The following is a 20424-nucleotide window of genomic DNA, read 5'->3' on the forward strand; positions in this document are numbered from 1 at the left end:
TGGAACAGAACGGGCAGGTGCGCCTTATGGCTCGATTCAGGATGGATCGTTACGACAAACGAACGCCGACCCCCAAAGGGTTCCTGCCGACCCCCCACCGATTCCCGGCGAACCCCGAACGATTCCCGGCGTCCCTCGAACGATTCCCGGTCACGCCCGAGCGGCTTCTGGCGAACCGTTTCCTGGCGGACCCCAAGCGGCTCCTGGATCTGACGCTCGGCTCCGTCCTGCTGGCGGTCTCCGCCCCCGCACTCGCCGTCGCCGCCCTCGCCGTCGCGGCGACCCGGCCGCCCGGCGGCATCCTCGCGAGCGACTACCGCACCGGCCGCGACGGCCACCCGTTCATCGTCCGCTCGCTGCGCACCCGGCGGTTCCGGCTCGACCTGCTCTCCCGGCTGCCCCATGTCGTACGCGGCCAGATGTCGCTCGTAGGCCCGGCGCCGCTGGTCGTCGGCTCGCCGGGCGCAGCGCCGCGCTGGCGGCAGAGCGTACGGCCGGGGCTGACCGGCCTCGCCCAGGTACGGCGGCACTCGGCGCTGCCCTGGGACGAGGCGCCGCTGCTCGACCAGCACTACGTCGAGCACCACTGGATCGGTCTTGACCTGCTGATCCTGGCCCGCTCCGTACCGGCGCTCCAGCTGGCCCGACCCGCCCGCGCCGAGGCGCGTCACGCGGCCGAACTCCGATGTGCTCAAATGAGCACCCAGGCCGCACTGAGCGACACAGATCACCGGTTGCGCCGCTACATCGCGGTGAGATAAGTGGGTACGCTCAGGACGGACTGATTAAGTTACCGCTTAGTAGCGTGCGGGATTTCCCACCTCGCAGGCCCGAGGAGCCCAAATGCAACTCGCCGCGATCATCGTGTCGCTGGTACTCGCCGTCGTCGGCGTCGCGCTGTTCGCCCGAGCCATCGCGCAGATCTACCGGTTCACCCAGCTCGGCCAGCCCGTACCGGCAGGCACCAGGACGGACGAACCCGGCCGGCGCACCCTGACCGTGGCCAAGGAGTTCCTCGGCCACACCCGGATGAACAAGTGGGGCGTCGTCGGCGTCGCGCACTGGTTCGTGGCGGTCGGCTTCTTCACCCTCGTACTGACCCTGGTCAATGCCTTCGGCCAGCTCTTCCAGGCCGACTGGCTGCTGCCGGTCATCGGCGACTGGACACCGTACGAGGTGTTCGTCGAACTCATCGGCATCCTCACCACGCTCGGCATCCTGACGCTCATCGTCATCCGCCAGCTCTCGCTGCCCGGCCGCGCGGGCCGCAAGTCCCGCTTCGCCGGCTCCAACTTCGGCCAGGCGTACTTCGTCGAGGCCGTGATCCTCGTCATCGGCCTGTGCATCCTGACGCTGCGCGGCCTCGAAGGCGCCCTGCACCACACCGACGGCTACGGCGCCGCGTACCTCGTGTCGTACCCGCTGGTCGCCGCCTTCAGGGGACTCAGCCTGAGCACCCTGCAGAACCTGGTCTACGTGGTCGCGCTGATCAAACTCGCGACCTCCTTCATCTGGATGATCACCGTCGCGCTCAAGACCGACATGGGCGTCGCCTGGCACCGCTTCCTGGCCTTCCCGAACATCTGGTTCAAGCGCGACGCGCAGGGCGGTACGGCGCTGGGCCCGCTGCTCCCGATGGTCTCGGCGGGCAAGGAGATCAACTTCGAGGACCCGGGCGAGGACGACGTGTTCGGCGTCTCGCAGATCGAGCACTTCTCCTGGAAGGGCATCCTCGACTTCTCCACCTGCACCGAATGTGGCCGCTGCCAGTCGCAGTGCCCCGCGTGGAACACCGGCAAGCCGCTCTCCCCCAAGCTGCTGATCATGTCGCTGCGCGACCACGCGCACGCCAAGGCCCCGTACCTGCTGGCCGGCGGCGGCAAGACCATGGAGGGCGAGGAGAAGGCGTCGGCCGAGCAGCTGGCCGGCGTACCGGCGGCGGCGCTCGCCGAGGCCGAACGGCCGCTGATCGGGACGCTCGAAGAGGGCGGCGTCATCGACCCCGACGTGCTGTGGTCCTGCACCACCTGCGGCGCGTGCGTGGAGCAGTGCCCCGTCGACATCGAGCACATCGACCACATCGTCGACATGCGCCGCTACCAGGTGATGATCGAGAGCGCCTTCCCGAGCGAGGCGGGCACGATGCTCAAGAACCTGGAGAAGAAGGGCAACCCCTGGGGGCTGCAGAAGAAGCAGCGCCTGGAGTGGACGAAGGAGGTCGACTTCGAGGTGCCCGTCGTCGGCCAGGACATCGAGGACCTGTCGGAGGTCGACTACCTGTACTGGGTCGGCTGCGCGGGCTCGCTGGAGGACCGGGCGAAGAAGACCACGAAGGCCTTCGCCGAGCTGCTGCACATCGCGGGCGTCAAGTTCGCGATCATGGGCGGCGACGAGAAGTGCACGGGCGACTCGGCCCGGCGCCTGGGCAACGAGCCGCTGTTCCAGCAGCTCGGCCAGGAGAACGTGGCGATGCTGAACATGGCGTTCGGCGAGGAGCTGGACGACGAGGGCCGCTCCACGGCCGAGTCGAAGAAGCCCAGGTCGGCGAAGAAGATCATCGCGACCTGCCCGCACTGCTTCAACACGATCGCCAACGAGTACCCGCAGCTGGGCGGCGAGTACGAGGTCATCCACCACACGCAGCTGCTCCAGCACCTGGTGGACGAGGCGAAGCTGGTGCCGGTGACCCCGGTCGAAGGGCTCATCACGTACCACGACCCCTGCTACCTGGGCCGGCACAACAAGATCTACACCCCGCCGCGCGAGATCATCGCGAAGGTGCCCGGGCTGCGCAGCGAGGAGATGCACCGCCACAAGGAGCGGGGCTTCTGCTGCGGCGCGGGCGGCGCGCGGATGTGGATGGAGGAGCGGATCGGCAAGCGCATCAACAACGAGCGGGTGGACGAGGCGCTTTCGCTGAACCCGGACATCGTGTCGACGGCGTGCCCGTTCTGCCTGGTGATGCTGACCGACTCGGTCAACGCCAAGAAGGCCGCACCGGACAGCGGCTCCGCCACGGGCGGCAAGGCCAAGGAATCGCTCCAGGTGGTCGACGTGGCGCAGCTGCTGCTCGACTCGGTGCGGACGCCCGCGGAGCCGGAGACGGAGAAGGTGGCGGAGCCGGAGCCGGCGCAGTAACCGCTTGTCGGTGAGGACGGCCGGGCCTGCGTGGGAAGCGGGCCCGGCCGTTCGTCTGTTGAGAAGCGTGCGACCTTGGCCGCATCATGTGTCACACATGACGACACATGACGACGCATGACGGTGTATGACCACCGATGACGTGGACGAGGCGGGGATTGATCGTGGGGCGGGGACTGATCGCGCGCGGACGCCTGGCGGCCGGTGCGACGGTCGTGGCGGCGGCGCTGCTGCTGACGTCGTGCGGCGGGTCGGGGGGCGGGGACGGCGGCTCAGGTGCCGAAGGACCGTCCGGCGCCAAGAACGGCGACACGGCCCCGCAGTCCGGCAAGGACGCACCGCCGGCGCGCCCCGTACCGCGCGGTGACGGCAGCCGCCTCCCGGACGACTTCAACGGCGACGGCCACCGGGACCTCGTGCTGAACGACCTGGTCAAGCCCGCCGACGACAGCCTCGGCGACGACGCGGGCATCGGCGTCGTCTACGGCACGGCAGCGCCCCGCACCCTCGACCCCGCCGTACGCCAGACCCTCGGCCCGCGCGCCAACGGCGCACGCGTCGACGGGAGCCTGCCCGCAGCCTTCGACGCGGAGGCTGCCTGCGACCTCGACCACGACGGCTTCGGGGACCTCGTCATCACGACGGACCCGCCGTACGACGGCCAGGGCGCGCCGCCCGTCCCGCTCCAGCTGCTGTTCGGCGGCCCGGAGGGGCTGAGCGGCAAGGCGGTCGTGCTCAAGATCCCGGCGAAGGCCCGCTTCGGCAACGAGTGGCCCGACCACCCGGTGTGCGGCGACTTCGACGGTGACGGCAAGGAAGACCTCGCCGTCACCGCAAGCCGCGGCCAGGTCAGTTACCTGCGCGGCCCGTTCACGCGTACCGGCGCCCCGCGCGGCGCCGCGGCACCCGTCCCGGGCGGCGGCCCCGTACTCGAAGCACCGGCCCCTGCGGCGGACGTCAACGACGACGGGTACGACGACCTCGTACACGCCACGCGCGCGACGGCGACGGGCGCGGCGGGCCGTGGGGAGCTGCTGCTGGGCGGCCCCGAAGGACCGGACCGGCCGGGCGGCGCGTACCGCTTCAAGGCCGTACGGCTGCCGGCGGCGCCGGCCTTGCCGCAGGGCAAGGGCGAGCCGTTGACGCAGCTGCTGCGGGCGGCGGACTTCGACGGCGACAAGAAGCAGGACCTGGTGACGCGGACGCACAGGGGCGAGACGACGGATCTGATCGCGGTGTACGTGTCGGGGGCGGGGACGGACCATCCGGTGCTGACATTCAGCACGAAGATCTTCAGCCCCTGACACCGGCGGGCCAGGAGGACCCGAGGAACCCCCGCACGCCCACGCCCCACCCCGCACCCACCCCACATCCCACCCGCACCCACCCCCACACCTCACCCCCACACCCTCTCCACACCCCCCCCAACAGCCCCCCAGGGTCCCCCTAGGGGATGTCACAGGTCGGCCGCAAAGGTACGTGCGTTCGCCGTCCCCGCCCGCTGCCCCGGCCAGGAGCGGGTACGTTCGATTGCGTGGCTGGATTCAGGAACGGACGCGGCCGGGACAACCGCACGTCGCAGCAACACCCGCAACGGCAGCAACAGCAGCAGCCGTACGGGCGGCAGGCGCCGCCTCAGTACGGCCAGCAGCAGTGGCAGCCGGGCGGGCCGCAGGGCGGACCGCCGCCGGGGCAGGGGGGCTACAACGGTGAGCCGGAGTACTTCGGCGACCCGTACCAGCAGCCCCAGCACCCGCAGCATCCCCAGCACCCGCAGCAGGTCGGCGGCGGCGTCGACCCGTACGCCAACAACCCTGGTCACACACAGGCGTTCAGTATCGGTGACGACCCGTACGGTGACGGCGCGACGTACCGCGCCGGCGCGGCCGCCGCGCCGTCGGGCCCGCGGCTGGGCTGGCGGGACCTGCTGAGCGGCATCGTGATGCGGCCCCGTATGACGTTCCTCCAGATGCGCGACTACCCGGTCTGGGGCCCCGCGCTGACGGTGACGTTTCTCTACGGACTGCTCGCGCTCTTCGGCTTCGACACGGCCCGCGAGGACGCCATAAGCGCGACGCTGTCGACGGCGATCCCGTACGTCCTGACGACCGGCGTGGCATTCGTGGTGGGCAGCCTGATCCTGGGCGTGGTGACCCACACGCTCGCCCGCCAGCTCGGCGGCGACGGCGCGTGGCAGCCGACGGTGGGCCTGTCCATGCTGATCATGTCGATCACCGACGCCCCCCGCCTGATCTTCGGCGTCTTCCTGGGCGGCGAGAACAGCCTGGTCCAGGTGCTGGGCTGGCTGACCTGGATCGCCGCGGGCGCGCTGTTCACGGCGATGGTGAGCAAGTCGCACGACCTGCCGTGGCCGAAGGCGCTGGGCGCGTCGGCGATCGAGCTGATCGCGCTGCTGTCCCTGATCAAGCTGGGCACCCTGTAGAACCGCCCGCTCAGGCGTCGAGCACCTGTCCGGTACGCCGCACGACAGGCTGCTCGACGCTCCACGGGAAGTTGATCCACTCGTCGGTGCGCTTCCACACGTACTCGCACTTCACCGACGACTGCGGCTTCTCGTATATGACGGCGCTGCGCACCTCGGCGACATGCGCCCGGCAGAAGTCGTGCACCAGCTTGAGCGTCTTGCCGGTGTCGGCGACGTCGTCGGCGATGAGGACCTTCTTGTTCGAGAAGTCGACGACGTTGGGCACGGGCGCGAGCATCACGGGCATCGCGAGGGTGGTTCCGACGCCGGTGTAGAACTCCACGTTGACCAGGTGGATGTTCTTGCAGTCCAGCGCGTACGCGAGCCCGCCGGCCACGAACACCCCACCGCGGGCGATGCTCAGCACGACATCCGGCTCGTACCCGTCGTCGGCGACACTCTGCGCGAGTTCCCGCACCGCGCGGCCGAACTTCTCGTACGACAGATTCTCCCGCTGCTGACTCATACGACCATCACACCTGAGTCCGGTGAAAATTCAAATAGGACCGCGAGGCCGTGGGCCCCCGCTGCCCCTGGTACCGCGAGCCGTACCGCTCGGAACCGTAAGGGAACTCCGCCGGCGAACTCAGCCGGAACAGACACAGCTGCCCGATCTTCATCCCCGGCCAGAGCTTGATGGGCAGGGTGGCCATGTTCGACAGCTCAAGGGTGACGTGCCCGGAGAACCCGGGGTCGATGAACCCGGCGGTCGAGTGCGTCACCAGCCCCAGCCGCCCGAGCGAGGACTTCCCCTCCAGCCGGGAGGCGATGTCGTCGGGCAGCGAGATGACCTCGTACGTGGACGCGAGCACGAACTCCCCGGGATGCAGGATGAACGCGTCGTCCCCCTCGGGCTCCACCAGCCGCGTCAGATCGGCCTGCTCGACGGCAGGATCGATGTGCGGATACAGGTGATTCTCGAACACTCGGAAGAACCGGTCGAGCCGCACATCGATACTCGACGGCTGCACCATCGAGGCGTCGTACGGATCGAGGCGTACGCGTCCGGAGTCGAGCTCGGCCCGGATGTCCTTGTCGGAGAGAAGCACGCCCCGAGGATACGGGGGACACGCGGACCACCCCAATCCGGGCAGCCCGCGCACCCACACCACCAGCCTCAGCGCCGCCCTTCAGCGCCGCCGAGCCTTACCCGTGGAGGGCCTCAGCCTTGCCGGACCTCGACGGGCACGGCATGCCGCAACCGAGCACAACGCGGACACCGGATCAGCCGCCCGGGCCCGATCCGCCCGGCCTCCAGCTGCTGCATCGGGAACGACGTAGTACTGAACACATGCCCATCGGCACAGCGGACGACGGTGCGCTCCATCAAATCCATCGGTTCCCTTCCCCAAGCAAACGCGGACGAACGCCACATTAGGGGATGAAGGGAACACCACACCCCCCGGCACTCCGACACCCAACCTACGCCCCAACTCCCGCCCCCACCGCCCCCGTCCACCCCCCGAACAACACGCACCCCCCGGCCCGGTCTGCACCGGTGGCCGAGGGGTGAGGTAGAGTGTGGGACGACGCGACGCCCCATCAGGCTGTCCGCGCGGGTGTAGTTTAATGGTAGAACATGAGCTTCCCAAGCTCAGAGCGCGAGTTCGATTCTCGTCACCCGCTCCACGACGAAGGCCCAGGTCAAAGACCCGGGCCTTTCTTGTTGTCTAGACCATTCTGGCGCCGCGTGCCATTCGCGTGCCATAAGGGACGGATTACCGCGCCGAATTGAGGCGCGCAAGCCCTCCCGCGACGAATTCACGTCGGGGCGTCCCGCATCGCGAGACGCATTCCGAGTGACCTGCGCCACACGACGACCGGCTCGTGCATGCGTGCGGACGTGAAGCGCCGGACCAGCGGAGCACTGGTCCGGCGCTCAGCACGACGTCACGCCTCCCGCGAGACGAGCCCGTCGATATCACGCGGGCGCGGAACGAGCGGATGGACGGTGGCACCCTCGCCGACGCTTTCCACCGCCCTCACTCGCTGACGGCGTACATCCGTGTCGATATCCGCTGCGAGCTTGCGCTGGTGCTCCTTGTTGGAGTGTTGGTAGATCAGCTGCGCCCTTTCGGAGGACTGGCCCGCGCGGACCATGAGGTCCTTCAACTTGGCGCCGGTGTCAGCCGCCAGGGTGTTGCCGGTGTGCCGCAGGTCGTAGAAGCGGAATTCTCCCGGCAGGCCGACGGTGTCGCGCGCCTTGCGCCACTTGCGGCCGAAGGTGGTGCCGCGCAGCGCCGCCCCCTTCTCGCCGATGAACACCAGCCCGTCCGGGCCGGGCTGGGCGAACCAGTCCAGGTGCTGCCGCACGTCAACGTGCACGAAGGCCGGCAGCACGATCTCCCGCCTCCCCGCGCGGGACTTGGGGTCACCGACGACGCGGCGACCGGTGTTCAATTCGGGCGCGGCACGGCGTACCCACACCAATCCGGCATCCAGGTCGATGTCACCTCGTCGCAGCTCGGCCAGTTCCTCGGGGCGCATCGAGGCGAAGGCGCCGAGCAGCACCAGCAGGCGCCAGCGCAGTCCGATCACGTCGGCCAGGGCGAAGACCTGAGCGACCGTGGCAACCGGGCGCTCGTCCGCCTCCTCACGTCCGGCGCCGCGGATCCGGCACGGGTTCTTGCGGATCATGTCGTCCTCGACGGCCGTCTCCATGATGGCCTTGAGCAGCCGGTACGACTTGGCGACCGTCGTCGCCCCCGTGGCCCTCCGCCGCTCCGCGCGCCAGGTCCTGACCTTGGAGGGGCTGATCACGTTCACGTACAACTGGCCGAACGTGGGCTCCAGGTGCAGCCGGAGCAGCCTGCGGTACAACTCGTCCGTGGTGGGCGCGACACCGCGTTCGTCGATCCACCGCGTGGCGTACTCGACGAACAGCACCTCGCCGGCGGTGGGATCCATCCAGTCGCCGCGCGTCTGGTCGGCCTGGACCTGCGCGAGGAAGACCTCGGCCTCGCGCTTCGTCTCGTACGTCTCCGGCGCCGCGCGCAGAACACCGTCCGACCCGGGGTAGCGCGCCTGGTACCGCCCGGAGGGCAACTTGCGGACCGCCCCGAAGCTCCGGCGTGGCGCCCTCCTCTGTACGCGCGCCATCAAGCCGCCCTCCCGAACGTGGAGCGGCTCCTGGCCATGGGTTCGACCGTGCGCTCTTCAATGAACGCGGTCAGCACGGCCTCGGGGATGCGGACGGGTTTGCCGAGCTTCACGTAGCGGATGCGGCGCTCGGAGATGAGGCGCCGGATGAAGCGGACTCCGGTGCCGAGGCGTTCGGCGGCCTCTTCCACGGTGAGGAGGCGGTCAGCGGTGTGTGTCACCTCCTTCGCCGGGGGAGCGGTCTGCGCGGAGGCATGGGGTATCGCCGGCCGGGGCAAGGCGGGTTCCTCTCTTCGCAGGCGTGTGGCACGGCAATGCCGGCCTGCGGGGTTGATCGTTCGGGATGGCGGTTGTGTACGAGCGTCCGCCCCTGTGGTTTGCGGGCCAGAGGCGGAGGTGGGGTCAGGCGTCGCTGCTGGGGCCGTTCTCGTCGGCCGGATGGTCCCCCGCCGCTGGTCCGTACGTCTCCAGCAGGTGGCTGCTGGCTGCTTGGGCCATGGCGTTGGAGACCATCACGTCGGCCTCTTCGCGGATGTCGGGATGTTCGACGAGGTAGGCGTCGAGGCCGTCCCGGGCCTTCGTAAAGGCGGCGTTGGCGCGCTGCGTCTCGCGGAAGGCGTCGGCCACGGCGTCGATGAGTTCCATGGCACGGGCCTTGGCGGCGAGCTGGGGCGGCCCGACCAGGTTGCGCAGGTCGACTCCGAAGACCTCGGCGAAGCCGATCGCCTCGTCCACGTTGATGCGGCGCTTGCGGTTCTCGATGCGCCAAACTGCGGACGGGTTCATGTCGAAGCCGGCCTCGTTCAGGCGGTCGGACAGAGAGTTGGTGCTCCAGCCGCGGGCTTCGCGTTCTAGCTTGATCCGTACGGCGACGTTCTCCTCGCCGCTGATCAGGACGCCTTGCTTGGGTTCCTCGTCCACCGCGACTACCCCCTTCCGTTCGTAGCGAGTCTCTGCCGTTCGCAGGGACAGTGAAAGCGTAGCACGCGTCCTGCGGTACGCAAGAGACTTCTGCGATCGGCAATCGTGTGGCATGCTGGTACTCCCACCAGCACCGCGCCCAAGGCGCCCGACCCCCGATGACGCGAAAAGCCCCCCGACAGAGCCGGGGGGCCAAGCGCAAACCTCTCAACCGCCATCCCTAGCGATCAACCCGCGTGGCCGGGATTGCCGTCCCATATGGCCCGCGAGCAGAGGAGCTAACGCGAGTATGCCCGATCCACAGCCGAAGGCGCCATCCCTCCCTGCCGCACCCCCCGTGTGGCCGACCGTCGCCATACCCGGGCAACCAGCCGCTTCCACACCACCGTCTGCGCCCGCAGAGCCGCCCGCCGACGAGCCTGGTCGCGCCCCGGCCTCCGAGGGCGAGCAGGTGCTGGCCGACCTGCGCGAGCAGGTCCGCCGGTACGTCGTACTGCCGAGCGAGGAAGCATTCACGGCGGTGACCCTTTGGGTCGCGGCCACCCACCTCCAGACCGCGTGGCAACACGCGCCGAGGCTGGCCGTTGTGGGGCCGGCCAAGCGGTGCGGCAAGTCGCGGCTGCTGGACGTGATCACCGAGAGCGTCCACAATCCGCTGATCACGGTCAACGCCTCGGCCGCCGCGGTGTTCCGGTCGATCACCGACACCCCGCCCACTTTGCTGGTCGACGAGGCGGACACTCTCTTCGGGTCCGCCAAAGTCGCGGAGAAGAACGAGGAGATGCGCGGCCTGCTCAACGCCGGGCACCAGCGCAACCGACCCACCCTCCGGGTCAGCGGCCCCAACCACGAGGTCGCGAAGTTCCCCACCTTCGCCATGGCGGCCCTCGCGGGCATCGGCGACCTGCCCGACACGATCATGGACCGGTCGATCGTCATCCGCATGCGCCGCCGGGGGCCGGGCGAGAAGGTGGCGGAGTTCCGTACCTTCCGCGACACCCCGCCACTCCACGCGCTGCGCGACCGGCTCGTCGCCTGGCTGGCGCCGCTCCACACCGACGCGATGGAACTGACACCGGCCATGCCGGTCGAGGACCGCGCCGCCGACACCTGGCAGCCACTGGTCTGTGTCGCTGACCTCGCCGGCGGTCCGTGGCCCGACCTCGCCCGTGCCGCCTGCCAGGTCATGGCCAAGCACGAGGCCGCGCAGGACCAGGACCGGAGCAGCCTGAGCATCCGCCTCCTGGCCGACATCCGCCGCGCCTTCGCCACCGAGGGCAACCCGCCGATGCTCCGGACCAGCCGCCTCCTCGACATCCTCAACAAGGACGAGGAGACTCCCTGGCCGGAGTACACGGACAGGGGCCTGAGCGCTCGGGGCCTTCAGATCCTGCTCCAGGAGTACGGCATCAACTCCGCCCCGCGCCGCTTCCACGGGAACGTCCAGGCCCGGGGCTTCACCCGCTTGCAGTTCGCCGACTCCTGGGCGCGGTACTGCCCCGAGCCCGCACCGGAAGCCACAGCCGGGGCCTGACCCGGCACGACCCGTCGCGACCCGTCTCCGCGCAGGTCAGCGCCGTGACGAGTCGCGGTTCCGTGACGAGTCGACGCGGGTTCACCGCCCCCACCCGTACCTGCTCTGACCAGGCACGGGACGAGTCGCGACGGGTCTCTCCGACCCCACAGCCCCATCAGCACAACAGCCACACCCCGCACCCTGGAGAACCTCCCTTGCCTTCCCCCACCGCCGCGGCGGCGTCCTCCGCTGCCCCGCCGCCGCTGGCCGCCGCGATCCGCGCGGGCGTGGCGCTGCTGGCCGTCGCGGCCTTCGCGCTCTCCTACGACGCCCTGCGCCAGATGGCCGCCGCCAGCCACATCCACCGCGCGCTCACCTACGCCTTCCCGCTCGTCATCGACGGGTTCATCGCCATCGGGATCGGCGCCCTGCTCGTCCTGCGGACAGGACCTCTGTCCGCCCGCCTCTACGTCTCCGCGCTGGTGGGCGTGGCAACGGCCACGAGCATCTGGGCCAACGTCCTGCACGCCATCCGCCTCAACCAGCAAGATCCCAACGGCCCACTCGCCCTCGACGACGTGACCGTGGGGGTCATCTCCGCCATCGCGCCGCTCGCCCTGGCCGGAGCCGTCCACTTCTACCTCCTTGTGGCCCGAGGCCCTGTCGCCCCCGACGGCCACAACACCGGCAACCGCCACAACTCGGCCCAGCAGCAAGCTCCGAACGATTCCGGGTCGGCCACCGCAGCCGCCGGTGATCCGCAAAAGCCGCCTACTGAGGAGGCAGCGGGAGCCACGCCGTCGCCCGGGAAGCCACAAGGCAACGGACCGAGCGTTCCCCTGGAGCAGGCCCTGGCCATCGGCCGTACCGCTCCCCTCGGACGAGCCGGCCGAGTCTCGCGCCGCAACATCGAAAAAGCGATACGGGACGAGGAGTTCGGCATCTCCCGCAGCCGCCTGGACCAGGTCAAGGACCTGCTGCAGGCCGAACGCGACGAGGCCACGCCCAAAACCGGCTGAGCCCGCAGCCGTCCGCACCCACCAGCCCGGCCCGCCTCCTCCGTACCGCAACGGCAGAGGCGGGCCCCTCACCGACACTCGCAGGAGCCCACGTACATGCGCGGCCTCGACAACAGCCCCACGACCCCGCAGCAACAGGCGCTCCAGACCCCGGCAAAAGGCGGAGCAAGGTATCCCGTTGGACCGTCCAGGGGCCGGTCCAACGGGGAATCCTCCGCCCCGGGGGTGGCGGAGGAACTCGGGCACCGGGGGGCGTCCGAGCAGGAACACCCCGGCGACACCGGTGTCGCCGCTGTTCCGCCGCCGCGTGCCGCCGAAGCCGCCGCACTCCACCGTGTCGCGCGCCGCCGCCGACGCGAAGAATCCCAGCGCAAGGAACGCGTCGACGTCCGCTACAGCACCGACGAGAAGGCCGAGATCATGGCCAAGGCCCGGTCGCTGAACATCGCGGGCGCCCACTACGTCGGTGCCGTCGTCATGGCCCACATCGACGGAGACCTGGCCCTGCCCGGCCAACGCACCGCGCTCGACGACTACATCGACGAACTCACGGCCCTGCGTGCCGAGGTCGCCAAGGTGGGCCACAACATCAACCAGATCGCCAAGAAACTCAACTCAGGCGACCGCCCACACCCTGGGGACACCACGCTCCTCGCAGAGGCAGACCGCACCTTCGACACGGTCGGCGCCGCCGTCCGCCACATCGCGGCAGCCACCAACCAGGCCATGGCCAACAAGGGCTCCCGATGATCGCGAAGATCAGCAGCGGCAGCAGCACCGCCGGCCTCATCCGCTACCTCTACGGCCCCGGCCGCGCCAACGAACACACCGATCCCCACCTCGTCGCCTCCTGGGACGGCTACGCCCCCGACCCCGGCCGCGCCGACGACATAGCGGCGGCCAGGCAGCAGCTCGTCGAGGACCTCGACCTACGCGTCAAGCAAGCTGCCCGACTGGGCCGCGCCCCGAAGCAACACATGTGGCACTGCTCCCTCCGCGCGGCACCCGGCGACCGCATCCTGGACGACGCAGAGTGGGCGGACATCGCCCGCCGCGTTGTCGCGGCCACCGGCGTCGCACCGGCGGACGACCCAGACGGCTGCCGCTGGATCGCCGTACGCCATGCGCCCGATCACATCCACATCGCCGCCACGAAGGTCCGAGGCGACTTGCGCCCCGCGCGTCACTGGAACGACTACCTCACCGCCGACCGCGAACTCGTGTCCATCGAGAAGGAATACGGGCTGCAGCAGGTCATCCGCGGCGACCGCACGGCCGCCAAACGGCCTCACCGCGCCGAACAGGAGATGGCCCTGCGAAACGGGCAGGCCAAGGCTGCCCGCGAGCGCCTGCGCACCATGGTCCGCACAGCGGCGGCTGCCGCCACCGACACCGACGAGTTCCTGGTTCTACTCACCCGCACCAAGGGGGTGCTCATCGAGGTCTTGCACTTCCCGTCGGGAGAACCACGCGGCTACAAGGTCGCCTTGGAGAACGACCGGAATGCCAAAGCCGAGCCGGTGTGGTTCTCCGGTTCCACCCTGGCGCCGGACCTCTCCCTCCCGAAGATTCAGAGCCGTCTCGCCGCAGTGGAGGTTCCAGCATCCGCCGTCGAGGAGCGTCTCGGTCCGCACGCATGGCATCAAGCCACCGCAGCCACCGAGCGCATCCCCCACCACCTCGACCAGCCGGACGCCGAGGCCGCCCAGGCCCACCTGGCCGCCTTCGGCGAAGCGCTCGACGCCGTAGCTCTCACCGCGCCGCCGTCCATTCGTACCGAACTTCGCTCGGCAGCCTCAGCGTTCGAGCGGGCGACCCGTTCGCGCGTTCGCGCCGAGCACCACCACGCTCGTGCACTACGCGGCGCGGTCAAGGCGATGCTCCGCGAGCCGGCACCGAAGGACGGAGCCGCCTTGGCGATGTTTCTCGACGCCGCGCTCCTCGTCGTCATCGCCGCCGCACGCTGGCACGACCGACGACAGCATGAGCAACAGGTCGCCGCAGCCCACAAGAGCCTGCTTCACCTCCAGGCCGCCTACGACCACTCGGCAGCCACGCCTCTACTGGGCCTCGGCCAACGCCCGCCCCAGAATCTTGCGGACCAATACGCCCGGCTCATCCGCCAGGCTGCCCCTGCCCATGCCGACCAGGTCCTCGCCGATCCTGCCGCGCAGGCACTCATCACCGCGATGGCCGATGCAGAGGCTACGGGCCACGACCCCAAACGCCTGTTGCAGCAGGCAGCGGACGAGCGCGCTCTCGACGACGCCCGGTCTCCGGCCAGGACCCTGGCCTGGCGTGTGCATCGACTCTCGCAGAGGCCCGCTCCCAGTCAGCGAGCTCTGGCGGCACAAGCTCGCAGCACCGTTCTGCGCTCCATTCCTCCGCCGACCCCCGTGACAGCGGCCCCGCACACCGCTCCCACGTCGCGCTCTTGGCGGAGGTGACCGCCCTCGACATGAGGAGATCAGATCCTCTCTGACCGGAGCTGGGAGAGGACATGCGCAACCGGCAAGTCGTACTGGCCCTTGTCCTTCTCCCAGAGGGTGAGCACGCTAGCGGTGGCCTCCGCCAAGTCCGTGGGCAGGTCAGCCGCACGAAGCGCATCGGCGACCTCCTCCATCTCGGGTGCCCACCGCCAGGCCCGAGCTGCCACGCTCGGCAGGTACTCCGGATCGGAGAGAATCGCGGAGACCATGACCTCCGCTTCGGCCGTCAGCTGCTCGCCGACCCCATGGGCGTCGGCGAGCGCGTGCGCGACGCCGGCGAGCGTACGAGCGGCCTTCTGGTAACCGGCGAAGGCCATCTTCAGAGCGGAAGCGGAACCGACCATGTCACCGACCCGGCACACATGCAGGGCCGTGTCCGTGAACAACGACGCGACCAGGTCAACGGCGGAGCCGGACCCTGCGACATAGAACCGCGCCGTACGCCCCTCCCCCGGCGGCTGACCGAAGACGGCACCGTCGACGACTGCGGAGCCGGGGCGGATTCCCTCGGCGATCCGCTGTACGCGCTGAGGGCTGATGGCGTTGCTATCGACGTACACCCCGTCGAAAGCGTGCGCAGCTACGGCCGCGGCCACGTCCTCTGCTGCCTGCGGTGGGCAGACCGAGAGAATAACCGCGCTACGGGACAGAGCTTCCGCAAGCGAGTCACAGGCTGTGGCGTGGGCGTCCCTCGCACGGCGCCGCGTCTCCGCGCTGCGCTCCTTCGGCACCCACAGCACCTCGTGGCCGCCGTCGACCAGCTCGGCGCTGACCGCCGCGCCCATGGCACCAGGGTGCAAGACGGTCACGACAGTCACTGGGCCTCCGGCGGAATGTGATGAGTGGGTCTCATGATCCCCTGCCGTAGTGCAGCACAGCGGAGGACTCGGCGCCTGCTTCGGACGAGCGACCGGTCGCCGGTACGGCAAGAGTTCTCTCTCACGCGGAGGCCGCGTCATGGGTACCGTGCAGAAGACGAACTCTGTACGGACAGACCGGCGGTCGCGCCGGAACGTCCGGCGGCCGGGAGGTGTCCAGATGCTGGAGGAAGCCGAGGAGATCGGCAAGCGCGCTCGCAGGGCGAGGCTGCGGCTGGGCATGCCGCAGGCCGACCTGGCAACGGCCCTGGGGAAGTCGCAGGGCTGGGTGTCGAAGATGGAACGTGGCCTGATCGAGCTGGACCGGGTCGGGCTCCTCAACCAGGTGGCCGCCGAGCTGCACGTCCATCCGAACGACCTGATCGGGCGCCCGTACAGCAACTCCCCCGACGACAACCAGTGGCAGGTCGCCGCCTCATCGATTCTGCGCGAACTGCGCCGCTACGACCTCGTCCCCGTCTTCAATGGGACTCCGCGACCCTCATCGCAGCTGTGGCGTGAGGTGACCCGGCTGCACCGCCTGCGGGACACCGCTTCCAACGTGGCGATTCTTCGGGTTCTCCCCGACCTGTTCCGCGAGGCGCGTGCCCTGGCCGAGGAGTCGGAGGGGCACGAGCGGGAGGAGGCGTACGCCGTCTACGCCGTGTGCTGCAAGTTCGCGCACACCGCCGCCCACGCCCTCGGGCATCCCGAACTGGTCGCCATGGCGTGCGAGCGGGCCGCGTGGTCGGCCAGGCTGTCGGGGGACCCCGTGTTGCCCGCCGTCGCCGACTGGATGCGGGTCTGGGACATGTGGGCGACAGCGGACTGGACCGACGCCCTGACGCTCTCGGACAAGGCGATCACCTCGGTGGAGCAGGAGTACGACCGTGGCGAACCCCTGGCCGTAAGAGCCTGGGGCACACTGCAACTGCGAGCTGCGGTCTCCGCCGCCCGAGCCGGCCGCGCCTCGGAGGCCGAGGACCGGATCGGTCACGCGAAAGCTGCTGCCGAACGCATGGACGCGTACGTCGGAGCGCCGGTGTACGACCGGCATTCGCTGACCTTCTCCGCCGGGAACGTGCAGATCCACGCCATCAGCGTGGCTCTGGAAATGGGCAAGCAGGGCAAGGCCCTTGAGATAAACCGCCGCACCAGCCCAGACCTGGTCGGGTCACTGCCCAACTCCCGCCAGGGGCACCACCACATGGATGTCGCGCGCGCCTGGCTGTGGGACGGAAACCGCATAAAGGCCCTGGCCGAGTTGGAGGCTGCCGAGCGGATCGCGCCCCAGCTCGTACGGAACCACCCCATCGCCCGTTCGACGCTGCGCAGCATCGTCTACGCGGAACGAGCAGTGACGCGAGAGAAGTTGCGGCGCATGTCCGACCGCTTCCACCTGGACGGATAGGGGTCGTATTCCTCCGGCTCATATTCGAGGGTCGTCGTGTCCCTAACTTCAGAGCATGACGCGACAAGCCTTTCCCCACCTCCCGTCGCAGGGAGTCGAGTTAGGTACGGCATCCCCCTTCGTTCCACGGCTCGGCGACCTCGCCACCGACAGCGCCCGCCAGGGTCGTGTCGGGGTCGTGGTCGCCCTCCCCGGTGAGGGCTCCGCCACGACCTACCACTTGCGCCCGCCCGGAGGCGGAACGCAGTGGTCCGCGCCCGCCGACGGGACGACGCTCAGGCCCGTGCCGGCGAAGGCCACGCACGCCACGCTGCTGGCCGGCCGGGACGCGGTCTACGACCGGAGGGCCCGACAGGGGTCGGTCCCCGTCGAGTTCCACTTCGACGACGGCTCGACCCTCGACGGCGCACTCATCCTCACCACGGCGGAGCTGGAGCGACTGTACGCGCAGACCAGCCGCCTCCTGGATGCGCACGAACGCGCTCTCGGCGGCACCCCGTGACCGGGGCTCGACACCGGCACGCACGAAGCGCCGCATTCATCCCCCCACGGCCCGACGGCGGGGACCGGCTCGCGCTCGTGTTCCTGGCCGTCGTCGGCCTGGTCGGTCCGGCCTGGGCACTGCACGAGCAGGCCACTCCGCTTCTCGACGGCGCCGGCCACCGACCCTCTGCCGTCGCAGCGGTCGAGAGCCCGCCTTCCGACCGCTGATGCCGCACCGGCTCCAGAGCGATCCGTCTGCCGCTCGGCCGCACCCCGTCAGCCATCTGGAACATCCACGCGTGATTTTTCAGGGAGGAATCGTGGACATCCCGTACATCGTCATCGACCAGCTCGTCCCCGAGCAACAGCGAGTCTGGAACACATACTTCGGTGACGCCGACCGCCCCCGCTACATCGAAGAGGGCATCTGGCGCCGCACTCAGGAGAAGGACACCGCCGGCCAGTCCGGCTGGGCGACCTCCGACGACGCCCGGCGGCGGATCATTCACTACCGCTACCGGTACGGCCTGGTGCCCACCACAGCGGCACCGGCCATCGGCTTGACCGACCTGTACCTCTACCACTCCACGTCCGCCCCGGCCGACGAGATCGACGCCCACCATGACGCGCTCATGGACTCGCTCGCCGCTGGCGGTTGGAGAGAAGCACCTGGCGGCTTCTTATGGACCCGCCGGGACCTGAAGTGCCGCATCACCGAACACGACGTCCACCCTCAGGACGCAGCTGTCGGCCGCACGCTGCCCCGTGGCTACCAGAGTCTGGACGTGCAGATCGCATCAGTGGCCTATGCCCCTCCACCCGCGGTCAGGCAACTCCCGTGGAACGTGCTGTCCGCCGGCATTCGGCGCAAAGACCGCCCAGGCACGCCGACGCGCATCCCGGACCTGTCCGTGCTGACGAACCTGCGACCATTTCAGGTGGAGATCGGCTGCGGTACGTCGGTGGAGGCGGGCATCCCGCCCCTGCACCGGCTCCACGAGATCTACCGGGTCACCGACCGCCAGGGGCACGAACCGCGCGAGCACCGCTTCACGCTCTCGCCGACGGCCGACACGCTCCTCCACGAGGTACTGACCGAGCCGGAGGAGAAGGCGGCGGAGTTCGTTGAGATGTTCCGCGCATGCTTCCTCGCCAAGCCCACCGCTGCCATGTTGGCGCTCAAAGAGCTGAAGGACGCCGGCCACCTCGTGGGGCCGGTCATCACCAACAACTTCGATGTCTTGGCCGCCCGTGCCGGGCTCGAAGAGTGCTTCATGCGCCGGTACGACCAGGCCGTGCCCGATGTCGAATGGGTCGATGGCGCCAAGACCCTCCTCGTCGTTGGTCTGCATGCCGACCGACGCAAGGTGCAGGCTCGCGCCCGCGAGCGGGGCATGCAGGTCGTCTACCTCGACCCGGAGGGCTTCTGGCACGACGGCGAGTTCATGCCGTACCCGCTGGAAGGGCCCCAGGACGGTGACCTGGTGTGCCGGGCCACCGCCGGCGAAGCGCTGCCCGCCTTCGTCAACCTGCTGAAGCAGCAAGCTGGTTGATCCACCTGCACGAAGAGGGCCGCGTCGGGTGTTGGCGCTAGCGTGACGCACCCGACCGACCCGGATTCCCCGGGCGGGCGAGAGGCAAGGAAAGGAGCGTCGACCCCATCATGCGCGTATCCGTCATCGGCTGTGGTCACCTGGGCATCCCCCACGCCGCTGCCATGGCCGAGATCGGCCACGAGGTCATCGGCGTGGACCTGGACCAGGCGAAGATCGACCGCCTCAACGCCGGCAAGTGCCCGATCTACGAGGAGGGCCTCCCGGAACTCCTCGCCACCCACACCGCGTCCGGGCGGCTGCGGTTCACGACCAGCCTCGCCGAGGCGGGCGAGTTCGCCGACGTCCACTTCCTGGCCGTGGGCACGCCGATCGACGCCGACGGGCGGAGTTACGACACCGGGCAGGTCTTCGGCGCCGCTCGTGCGCTGGCCCCGCACCTGACCCGCCCGACGGTGATCATCGGCAAGTCAACGGTCACCGTCGGCACCTCCCGCGACCTCGGCGCACTTCTCTCGCGCCTCTCTCCAGCCGGCGAGGACGTGGAGGTCGTCTGGAACCCGGAGTTCCTCCGCGAGGGTCACGCCATCGACGACACCCTGCGACCCGACCGGATCGTGGTCGGCGTCCCTTCGGCCCGCGCGGAAGACGTCGTACGCCAGGTGTACGCACCGCTCCTCGCCGACGGCATCCCGCTCTTCGTCACCGACCCGGCCACCGCTGAGCTGATCAAGGGCGCCGCGAACGCGTACCTCGGCATGAAGATCTCATTCATCAACGGCGTCGCCGACATGTGCGCCGCGGCGGGTGCCGACGTCCAGCAACTCACCGAGGCCATCGGCGTCGACCCGCGCATCGGCCGCGGCGGCCTGAATGCCGGCCCCGGCTACGGCGGCGGCTGCCTCCCCAAGGACGTCCGCGCCTTCACCGCTTCCGCCCGCACCTTGGGCGCCACCGAGGCCGCGACCCTGCTGCGCGCAGCGGAAGAGGTCAACGAATCACGCCCCACCGCCGTGCTGAAGCTCATCGAGCAGACCCTCGGCCGCCCGGTGGACGGCGTACGCGTAACCGTCTGGGGCGCCTCCTTCAAGGCCGGCACCAACGACGTCCGCGAATCCCCAGCCCTGGCGATCGCCGCGCTGATGCACCAGCGCGGCGCGACGGTCACCGTCCACGACCCGCACGCCGTATCCGCCGCGCTGCGCCGTAACCCCGAACTCGACTACGCCGACACCCTCGACGCCTCCGCTCAGGACGCCGAACTCATCGTCCTGGCCACCGAGTGGCCCCACTTCCGCGAGGCCGACCCCAAAGCCCTCGCCCCACTGGTCGCGGCCCCGGTCCTCGTCGACCTCCGCAACCTCATCGACGCCGACGCCTGGCGCATGGCCGGATGGACCGTACGCCAGCTCGGACGCCCCGCACAGGAATAACCGAACCCATCGATCGGAGG

General features: G+C 69.6%; 18 protein-coding genes and 1 tRNA gene. 13 read left to right on the forward strand and 6 right to left on the reverse strand.

The window, feature by feature from the left end; translation table 11 throughout:
• Positions 1 to 26 precede the first annotated feature (26 nt).
• The 4 genes from OHS57_RS17950 to OHS57_RS17965 all read left to right on the forward strand — a co-directional run bounded on the left by OHS57_RS17950 (position 27) and on the right by OHS57_RS17965 (position 5581).
• Positions 27 to 761 carry a sugar transferase gene (locus tag OHS57_RS17950; protein WP_328582618.1) on the forward strand — a complete coding sequence of 245 codons (735 nt, stop codon included), beginning with the start codon at positions 27 to 29 and terminating at the stop codon, positions 759 to 761.
• Positions 762 to 843: 82 nt separating this feature from the next.
• Positions 844 to 3138 (forward strand): (Fe-S)-binding protein, encoded by a 2295-nt coding sequence (locus OHS57_RS17955; RefSeq protein ID WP_041987784.1) that lies wholly within the window; start codon positions 844 to 846, stop codon positions 3136 to 3138.
• 137 nt (positions 3139 to 3275) lie between these two features.
• A complete protein-coding gene (locus OHS57_RS17960; RefSeq protein WP_443042912.1) occupies positions 3276 to 4442 on the forward strand; it encodes an FG-GAP repeat domain-containing protein in 1167 nt (388 codons plus the stop codon).
• A 230-nt stretch (positions 4443 to 4672) separates the two neighbouring features.
• Positions 4673 to 5581: a Yip1 family protein gene (locus tag OHS57_RS17965; RefSeq protein WP_328582620.1), complete on the forward strand. Its 909-nt coding sequence runs from the start codon at positions 4673 to 4675 to the stop codon at positions 5579 to 5581.
• Positions 5582 to 5591: 10 nt separating this feature from the next.
• Here OHS57_RS17965 and OHS57_RS17970 read toward each other — a convergent pair whose 3' ends face one another.
• Positions 5592 to 6089 (reverse strand): phosphoribosyltransferase, encoded by a 498-nt coding sequence (locus OHS57_RS17970; RefSeq protein WP_328582621.1) that lies wholly within the window; start codon positions 6087 to 6089, stop codon positions 5592 to 5594.
• Positions 6090 to 6096: 7 nt separating this feature from the next.
• Positions 6097 to 6672, reverse strand: coding sequence for a dCTP deaminase (gene dcd, locus OHS57_RS17975; protein WP_041987775.1), 576 nt, complete (start codon positions 6670 to 6672; stop codon positions 6097 to 6099).
• A 506-nt stretch (positions 6673 to 7178) separates the two neighbouring features.
• Between dcd and OHS57_RS17980 the strand changes: the two genes are divergently transcribed.
• Positions 7179 to 7252: transfer RNA gene (locus tag OHS57_RS17980), tRNA-Gly, on the forward strand.
• Positions 7253 to 7513: 261 nt separating this feature from the next.
• On the opposite strand, the gene OHS57_RS17985 is transcribed toward OHS57_RS17980, so the two are convergent.
• The 3 genes from OHS57_RS17985 to OHS57_RS17995 all read right to left on the reverse strand — a co-directional run bounded on the left by OHS57_RS17985 (position 7514) and on the right by OHS57_RS17995 (position 9643).
• Complete coding sequence (locus tag OHS57_RS17985; RefSeq protein WP_328582622.1) at positions 7514 to 8722, reverse strand: tyrosine-type recombinase/integrase; 1209 nt, start codon at positions 8720 to 8722, stop codon at positions 7514 to 7516.
• Entirely contained in the window at positions 8722 to 8943 is a 222-nt protein-coding gene (locus OHS57_RS17990) for a helix-turn-helix domain-containing protein (RefSeq protein ID WP_328582623.1), read from the reverse strand. Before OHS57_RS17990 ends, OHS57_RS17985 begins: the two co-directional genes overlap by 1 nt.
• 181 nt (positions 8944 to 9124) lie before the next feature.
• Positions 9125 to 9643 (reverse strand): helix-turn-helix domain-containing protein, encoded by a 519-nt coding sequence (locus OHS57_RS17995; protein WP_328582624.1) that lies wholly within the window; start codon positions 9641 to 9643, stop codon positions 9125 to 9127.
• A 289-nt stretch (positions 9644 to 9932) separates the two neighbouring features.
• Here OHS57_RS17995 and OHS57_RS18000 point away from each other — a divergent pair, with 289 nt between their 5' ends.
• From OHS57_RS18000 to OHS57_RS18015, 4 genes are all read left to right on the forward strand, one after another.
• Positions 9933 to 11177 carry a DUF3631 domain-containing protein gene (locus tag OHS57_RS18000; protein WP_328582625.1) on the forward strand — a complete coding sequence of 415 codons (1245 nt, stop codon included), beginning with the start codon at positions 9933 to 9935 and terminating at the stop codon, positions 11175 to 11177.
• 197 nt (positions 11178 to 11374) lie between these two features.
• Positions 11375 to 12178, forward strand: a complete 804-nt coding sequence (locus OHS57_RS18005; protein WP_328582626.1) for a DUF2637 domain-containing protein — start codon at positions 11375 to 11377, stop codon at positions 12176 to 12178.
• 225 nt (positions 12179 to 12403) lie between these two features.
• Positions 12404 to 12928 carry a plasmid mobilization relaxosome protein MobC gene (gene mobC, locus OHS57_RS18010; RefSeq protein ID WP_328582627.1) on the forward strand — a complete coding sequence of 175 codons (525 nt, stop codon included), beginning with the start codon at positions 12404 to 12406 and terminating at the stop codon, positions 12926 to 12928.
• Positions 12925 to 14625 (forward strand): relaxase/mobilization nuclease domain-containing protein, encoded by a 1701-nt coding sequence (locus OHS57_RS18015; RefSeq protein WP_328582628.1) that lies wholly within the window; start codon positions 12925 to 12927, stop codon positions 14623 to 14625. The genes mobC and OHS57_RS18015 overlap by 4 nt, the downstream gene beginning before the upstream one ends.
• A gap of 20 nt (positions 14626 to 14645) precedes the next feature.
• Here the strand turns inward: OHS57_RS18015 and OHS57_RS18020 are convergent, their stop codons facing one another.
• A complete protein-coding gene (locus tag OHS57_RS18020) occupies positions 14646 to 15485 on the reverse strand; it encodes a DUF1932 domain-containing protein (RefSeq protein ID WP_328582629.1) in 840 nt (279 codons plus the stop codon).
• A gap of 220 nt (positions 15486 to 15705) precedes the next feature.
• Here OHS57_RS18020 and OHS57_RS18025 point away from each other — a divergent pair, with 220 nt between their 5' ends.
• The 4 genes from OHS57_RS18025 (at position 15706) to OHS57_RS18040 (ending at position 20404) form a co-directional block, all read left to right on the forward strand.
• Positions 15706 to 16935: a helix-turn-helix domain-containing protein gene (locus tag OHS57_RS18025; RefSeq protein ID WP_328582630.1), complete on the forward strand. Its 1230-nt coding sequence runs from the start codon at positions 15706 to 15708 to the stop codon at positions 16933 to 16935.
• Positions 16936 to 16990: 55 nt separating this feature from the next.
• Positions 16991 to 17437 (forward strand): hypothetical protein, encoded by a 447-nt coding sequence (locus tag OHS57_RS18030; RefSeq protein WP_328582631.1) that lies wholly within the window; start codon positions 16991 to 16993, stop codon positions 17435 to 17437.
• A 301-nt stretch (positions 17438 to 17738) separates the two neighbouring features.
• Entirely contained in the window at positions 17739 to 18971 is a 1233-nt protein-coding gene (locus tag OHS57_RS18035) for a hypothetical protein (RefSeq protein ID WP_328582632.1), read from the forward strand.
• Between the two features lie 110 nt (positions 18972 to 19081).
• Positions 19082 to 20404, forward strand: a complete 1323-nt coding sequence (locus OHS57_RS18040) for a UDP-glucose dehydrogenase family protein (protein WP_328582633.1) — start codon at positions 19082 to 19084, stop codon at positions 20402 to 20404.
• The last annotated feature ends 20 nt before the right edge of the window (positions 20405 to 20424 follow it).

This window comes from Streptomyces sp. NBC_00370 (assembly GCF_036084755.1).
In the GTDB taxonomy this organism is placed as follows: Bacteria; Actinomycetota; Actinomycetes; order Streptomycetales; family Streptomycetaceae; genus Streptomyces.

Bases quoted from the DNA above. Each gene is read 5' to 3' on its own strand.
- OHS57_RS17950 (WP_328582618.1), top strand. From the start codon at position 27: ATGGCTCGATTCAGGATGGATCGTTACGACAAACGAACGCCGACCCCC.
- OHS57_RS17955 (WP_041987784.1), top strand. From the start codon at position 844: ATGCAACTCGCCGCGATCATCGTGTCGCTGGTACTCGCCGTCGTCGGC.
- OHS57_RS17960 (WP_443042912.1), top strand. From the start codon at position 3,276: ATGACGTGGACGAGGCGGGGATTGATCGTGGGGCGGGGACTGATCGCG.
- OHS57_RS17970 (WP_328582621.1), bottom strand. From the start codon at position 6,089: ATGAGTCAGCAGCGGGAGAATCTGTCGTACGAGAAGTTCGGCCGCGCG.
- OHS57_RS17985 (WP_328582622.1), bottom strand. From the start codon at position 8,722: ATGGCGCGCGTACAGAGGAGGGCGCCACGCCGGAGCTTCGGGGCGGTC.
- OHS57_RS18000 (WP_328582625.1), top strand. From the start codon at position 9,933: ATGCCCGATCCACAGCCGAAGGCGCCATCCCTCCCTGCCGCACCCCCC.
- OHS57_RS18015 (WP_328582628.1), top strand. From the start codon at position 12,925: ATGATCGCGAAGATCAGCAGCGGCAGCAGCACCGCCGGCCTCATCCGC.
- OHS57_RS18025 (WP_328582630.1), top strand. From the start codon at position 15,706: ATGCTGGAGGAAGCCGAGGAGATCGGCAAGCGCGCTCGCAGGGCGAGG.
- OHS57_RS18030 (WP_328582631.1), top strand. From the start codon at position 16,991: ATGACGCGACAAGCCTTTCCCCACCTCCCGTCGCAGGGAGTCGAGTTA.
- OHS57_RS18040 (WP_328582633.1), top strand. From the start codon at position 19,082: ATGCGCGTATCCGTCATCGGCTGTGGTCACCTGGGCATCCCCCACGCC.